The organism is Aquiflexum sp., from assembly GCF_977115555.1.
This window is the reverse complement of the sequence record NZ_CDSBKL010000275.1, coordinates 1-5,636: the sequence shown is the minus strand read 5'-3', so window position 1 is coordinate 5,636 and position 5,636 is coordinate 1. Positions and strand designations below refer to the sequence as shown.

The window sequence follows — 5,636 nt, the reverse complement described above, 5'->3', positions numbered from 1 at the left end:
TCCGTTAAACCCTTCATTCCAAATCTTTAAATGAACCATTTGAAAAAGTAAATAGTAAATTTTTTAAAAATAAATGGTTTATAATTTCTCGACTTGACTTTTTTCCGTGATTACCCATTGTTTGAAAATCGTAAGTATTGATTTGAAAAATGTTAAGGCTTATTTCATGGATTGGATAATTTTGTGAAATTATAAAATGTAAATAGCACATAAAATCAGGAATATGACCCACTGCGTCCCAAATTATGTTGTGGAAACCTTGGCAAACCGGCTGAGAAGAAATTATTTGATTTTTTGGCATTTCAGCCAAACTCATCCTTCGACTTTTGTTTACATAAAGTCAGTCCGTTGGATTGGTTTGATCTTAGCGGTTTTTCTTTTGTTTTCTTTAAGTGCCTTTGGACAGGATGCACCCATGTCCAATTCCAATCATTTCCGTGGCAATATCAGTGTCACCAACAATGGCCTTTCGCTCATCCCGGCATTTTCCCTTGGGCGACCGGCAGCGATTTTTGAAATGTCGCTAGGCGGTGAAAGGCTGAGTTTCGATCCCGAACTTCGTTTTGCATTGGATGGGAAACCTTGGTCTTTTATATTTTGGTGGCGCTACAAAATCGTCAAATCAGACAAATTTACCCTTCATGTTGGTGCACATCCTGCTTTTATTTTTACCACGACCATGGAACCGGATGCAAATGGTCAGATGGTAGAAACCACCAAGACCCAGAGGTTTTTTGCAACAGAAATCTCCCCTTCCTATACCATCAGCCCAAAAACAAAACTGAGTTTTCTTTACCTAGCTGGAAGAAGCCTAGGCAAGGTTCCATTCGCGCTCAATCAATTTGTAACCGTAGGTCCTTCTTTTACCAATATTTCCATTTCTGAAAAGTATTTCTTCAATGCACGCCCTCAGGCATTTTACCTCAAGATGAATGAAAAGGACGGGTTCTTTGCCAGTTCTTCCATGGCAATAGGCAGGAGAAACTTTCCGATCTCCATTGGAGGCATCATCAGCAAAAAGATCGTGTCCGAAATCGAGGTAGACAATTGGATCTGGAATATCAGCTTGATCTATTCTTTCAACAATGATTTTATCAAAAGATCGAACCCGATACTTTAAATTGATATTAATGGATATTTGATATTTATTGATATTGGCTAGGTTGAAATATGGTAGAAATACAATTGATATAAGGTAGAAATAGTGTCCAGGTATCAAGCCTCAATTTTATCTATTCAGGCATGATGCTTAAAAATTATATCGCCGCAGGCATATATCAATATATATCGCGAAGCAAATATCATTTCAATATCACCGCAGGTATATATCCATTTATATCATGCAGCTTATATCCTTAAAATTTCGCAAAGCATATATCATTTAAAAAATATGGACAAACCTGAATCACTTGAAGAGTTTTACAAAAGGAAATTCAATTGGCTTCCTGAAAATATCAGGAACGACATTGGACATTTTAACATGTTCCGTTTGGAACCTTTTTCCCAAGGAAAAACCACTTCAATTCCTTACCGGAGACGGGATTTTTATAAAATCATGTTGGTCAAAGGACAAAGTGAGGTCTATTATGCAGATCAGGTCATCGAGGTAAAGAAGCAGGCTTTGGCATTTTCCAACCCTTTGATCCCTTATAAATGGGAGTACCACGAAGACTTGAAAGGACAATACTGTATTTTCAACAGTCACTTTATGCATGATTTTGGCAATATCAGCCAATATGAAATCTTCCAACCAACCGGCAACCACGTATTCGAACTTTCCGACCAACAGGTGGAGGAAGTGGAGGCGGTTTTTAAGAAAATGGAAATTGACTTCAGCTCGGAATACAAATACAAGTATGACAGCATCCGAAGTTTGATCCTGGAACTCATCCATTATGGCCTCAAGCTACAGCCCAACACCTTGGCTGACAGACAGCCATTCAATGCTGCACAAAGGATTTCGGCGATGTTTATGGAGTTGTTGGAAAGACAATTTCCCATTGAAGACAATCATCCCCAAATCAACCTGCGCTCAGCCTCGGAATTTGCAGAGCACCTCAATATCCATGTCAACCATCTCAACCGGGCCGTAAAAGAAACCATCGGAAAAACCACTTCCCAGCTGATTGCAGACAGGCTTATACAGGAAGCCAAAGTACTGCTCAAACACAGCAAATGGAATGTTTCAGACATCGCTTTTGCTTTGGGATTTTCAGAAGTCACCCATTTCAACAATTTTTTTAAGAAACACCTGAACACCAGTCCCATGAAATTCAGGCTAGAATAGCATCATGTGTTTTCCTTGAACCAGGAAGGTTTGGAAAATTAGCGGTCCCGCCCTCAGTCCATAAGCCGAGTACAAATTCAGAAAGTGATCAAGATTGAAAGTGAAGTGAAGAAGGATTTCCGAAATACCTTCTTTAATTTGACTGAAAAAATCAGTGGAAAAAATGAATGCGATTTGTAGCAAAAAACCTCTTTCGGGCAGGATTAATTTCAGGAAGCGTTAAAAATTTGCAAAAAAATAATGTGGAATTTTAGCTCCCAACAGGACCGAAAAAAATCACTTTTCTTATTAATTTCCCCTTTTGACAATATTTTCGGTCCATTGAGGTAAAAAAAAATAAAAAGGTTTAATCAATAGGATCGGAGAAGAAAGAATGTCGGGGTATCCCATTTTTGATTTGTTTTCCTATATTTAGGTAACTCTATCTTTTCCCAAATGGCCGCATACGACATAGAAATTATCCTTAACCGTCAACTTGCCGATTGCCTATCGATTCCTGTCTTCATTACAGATACGATTGGCAACCTGATTTTTTACAATGAACCGGCAGATAAAATCCTTGGGACTTCTTTTGAAGATACAGGGGAGATGAAGGTGGAAGAGTGGGCGACCATTTTCAAGCCATTGGATGAGGCTGGGAATCCATTGCCTCCTGAAGGATTGCCATTGGTCAATACCCTTAGCGATCAGCTTCCACACCATAAGGTATTTTGGATTGAAAGTCTGAAAGGGAGTTCTGAAAAAATATCTGTAACCTCCTACCCTATAATCGGCCGTACAGGTAAGTTTTTGGGGGCAGTAGCCATTTTCTGGAATTCTCAAGACTCATGAAAGTTTCGATCAAAGGCGTCCGCGGATCTATTCCAACCTCAAATCCAGAAACCTCTTTTTTCGGGGGACATACCTCTTGCGTGACAGTCCGAGAAGAATCTTGGGAACTTATCCTGGACGGTGGATCCGGTATACAAAACGTGACACCACCTGAAGGAAATGACAGGGTTGATATCTTATTGACACATTTGCATATGGATCATATTCAAGGATTGGGATTCTTCAATCCGCTATTCGATCCAAACAAGGAAGTACACATTTGGGCTCCTGCAAGTGCCACCCAAAATTTAAGGGCTAGGCTCAACAGATACCTTTCCCCGCCACTTTTTCCTGTCCATATCCGTGACCTGCCTTGCAAATTAACTTTGCATGAAGTAGGCAATGGCAGTTTTGAGATAGGTCCATTTACTATAGAATCCAGGTTTGTGATCCATCCGGGACCTACTGTTGGATTTAGGATCAAAGGTAAAAATGCAGTTGTGGTTTATATTCCTGACCATGAACCGGCCCTTGGACCTAAAGGATTGTTGACTGATAAAAAATGGATTTCAGGTTTTGATTTGGCGCAGAATGCGGACATTCTTTTTCATGATGCACAGTTTACACACAAAGAATATGAAGGAAGAATAGGATGGGGCCATTCTTGCATGGAAGATACCATCAAATTTGCCAAACTTGCTGGAGTCAAGAAACTTTTAATGACTCACCATGACCCTTCCCACAGCGACATGACGCTGAAAGAAATTCTTGCTGAACAGAAATCAAAACATACCGGTGAGCTCGACTTTGAACTTGCCAAAGAAGGAATGGAGATTGAGTTGGGATAGGTTATATTAAGAAATAATCCATTTTTGATTTTTTGGAAATCACTCTACATCTTACTATTGGTTGGTTTCAAAAAACAATCCTGATTTTTTTGAAAAAAATTGAAGAAAAAACAACCGGGTATTTTCATCTAATTCACTCCTGCACGATATTCCCCAGGAGTCTTTCCGACCTGACTTTTGAATAGCCTGGTGAAATGTTGGGGGTATCTGAAACCGAGACTGTAAGCTATCTCGCTGATAGATTGTTCTGGGTTGTGTATCCTGATTTTGGCCTCATCGATCAGTTTTAGCTGTATGTATTCCAAGGCAGTTTTTCCTGTTTCCTTTTTCACTAAATCCCCAAAATAATGAGGAGATAGATTTAACTCTCCGGCACAATAGGTAACTGAAGGCAATCCCACTTCCTGTGGTTTTTCCGAAGAGAAAAATTCCTGAAGCAAGCGCTCAAACCGCTCCAGAATTCCCTGATTGGCTAAGTCACGGGTGATAAACTGACGGTCGTAAAAGCGTAGGCAGTAATTGAGAAGCAATTCGATATTGTCGGCAAGGAGCATTTTGCTGTGTTTGTCAACTGCATGCTCCAATTCATATTGGATCTTCGAAAAACAATCCAAAACCAAGGTTCTTTCACGTTCGGAAATATGTAGGGCTTCGCTGACTTGATAGCCAAAAAAATTGTAATCCGTTATCCGCAGCCCAAGCGGAGTTCCTTTGATCAAATCCGGATGAAAGACCAGGCCAAAACCCTTCGGTTGGTAAAGTTCCTCACCACCGTTTGTTCCGAAAATCTGGCCCGGACCGATAAATACCAAAGTTCCTTCCTGATAATCATAGGTGTTTTTGCCATATCGGAGATCGCCGCAAACCACATCTTTGAGAATGATGAGATAAAAACCGAAATAGGTTTTTCTAAGCCTTCTGGGGTCGGCCTTAGAAAAATCAATAACGCTGACCAAAGGATGCAAAGTCTCTTGCTTGTTGAAGACGTTGTATTGGCTGATGGTTTCAAATCTCAGAATATCTTCCATGGTGCTTTTCATTTGATTCAAAATTAGACAGTTCTGTTTGACTTTTTTCTATTCAATATTAATATCTGTGGATTTGGTAGGTAATCCAGCATTCTGTATAAGTCCCTTGTCCAAAAAGGGTTGCATTTTTGTGTTTGAACAAAAAACAACTCAAAAGCCAAAAAGAATATTATAATAAAAAACGCAATGTATATGAAAACCTTCTTGTCCAGTTTCTTTCTAACCGTATTGCTTACATTTCATTCTTTTGCCCAAACTACTCCTGAAAATATATCCGCAGGATCGGAAAAAGAAATCATCCAACTCTCCTTGGACAAATGGCAGTGGATGGCGGATAAGGACATCGCTAAACTTACGCCGCTGTTCCACCCACAGGCAAAATTCGTCCACATGAGCGGCACTTGGAACACTGCCCGAGAACTCGAGATCATCGAAACCGGAAGCATTTGGTATAAAAAAGCTGATGTAAAAGATACGGCGATTGAGATTGTTGGAAGCACAGCCATTGTTTGGAATAGAATTACCCTTACTGCCAATGTCAGGGGCAATGATGTAGTGACAGAATTTACCGTCACTGAAGTTTATCAGAAGGAAGGTGCCGACTGGAAAATGCTGGCTTTGACTTTCAGCAGTGTGCGGGACACCCACGAACTTCAGAAGTGA

The 5,636-nt window shown here is 40.1% G+C and carries 6 protein-coding genes; 5 read left to right on the top strand and 1 reads right to left on the bottom strand.

Features of this window, described 5'->3' with window-relative positions; translation table 11 throughout:
• The first annotated feature begins 223 nt into the window (after nucleotides 1-223).
• The 4 genes from ACZFYI_RS14685 (at nucleotide 224) to ACZFYI_RS14670 (ending at nucleotide 3,945) form a co-directional block, all read left to right on the top strand.
• Entirely contained in the window at nucleotides 224-1,120 is an 897-nt protein-coding gene (locus tag ACZFYI_RS14685; protein WP_462524879.1) for a hypothetical protein, read from the top strand.
• 270 nt (nucleotides 1,121-1,390) lie between these two features.
• Complete coding sequence (locus ACZFYI_RS14680; protein WP_462524878.1) at nucleotides 1,391-2,287, top strand: helix-turn-helix domain-containing protein; 897 nt, start codon at nucleotides 1,391-1,393, stop codon at nucleotides 2,285-2,287.
• A 435-nt stretch (nucleotides 2,288-2,722) separates the two neighbouring features.
• Nucleotides 2,723-3,118 carry a PAS domain-containing protein gene (locus ACZFYI_RS14675; RefSeq protein WP_462524877.1) on the top strand — a complete coding sequence of 132 codons (396 nt, stop codon included), beginning with the start codon at nucleotides 2,723-2,725 and terminating at the stop codon, nucleotides 3,116-3,118.
• Nucleotides 3,115-3,945, top strand: a complete 831-nt coding sequence (locus ACZFYI_RS14670) for an MBL fold metallo-hydrolase (RefSeq protein ID WP_462524876.1) — start codon at nucleotides 3,115-3,117, stop codon at nucleotides 3,943-3,945. The genes ACZFYI_RS14675 and ACZFYI_RS14670 overlap by 4 nt, the downstream gene beginning before the upstream one ends.
• A gap of 128 nt (nucleotides 3,946-4,073) precedes the next feature.
• Here the strand turns inward: ACZFYI_RS14670 and ACZFYI_RS14665 are convergent, their stop codons facing one another.
• Nucleotides 4,074-4,973 (bottom strand): helix-turn-helix domain-containing protein, encoded by a 900-nt coding sequence (locus ACZFYI_RS14665; protein WP_462524880.1) that lies wholly within the window; start codon nucleotides 4,971-4,973, stop codon nucleotides 4,074-4,076.
• Between the two features lie 192 nt (nucleotides 4,974-5,165).
• Between ACZFYI_RS14665 and ACZFYI_RS14660 the strand changes: the two genes are divergently transcribed.
• Nucleotides 5,166-5,636: a nuclear transport factor 2 family protein gene (locus ACZFYI_RS14660; RefSeq protein ID WP_462524875.1), complete on the top strand. Its 471-nt coding sequence runs from the start codon at nucleotides 5,166-5,168 to the stop codon at nucleotides 5,634-5,636.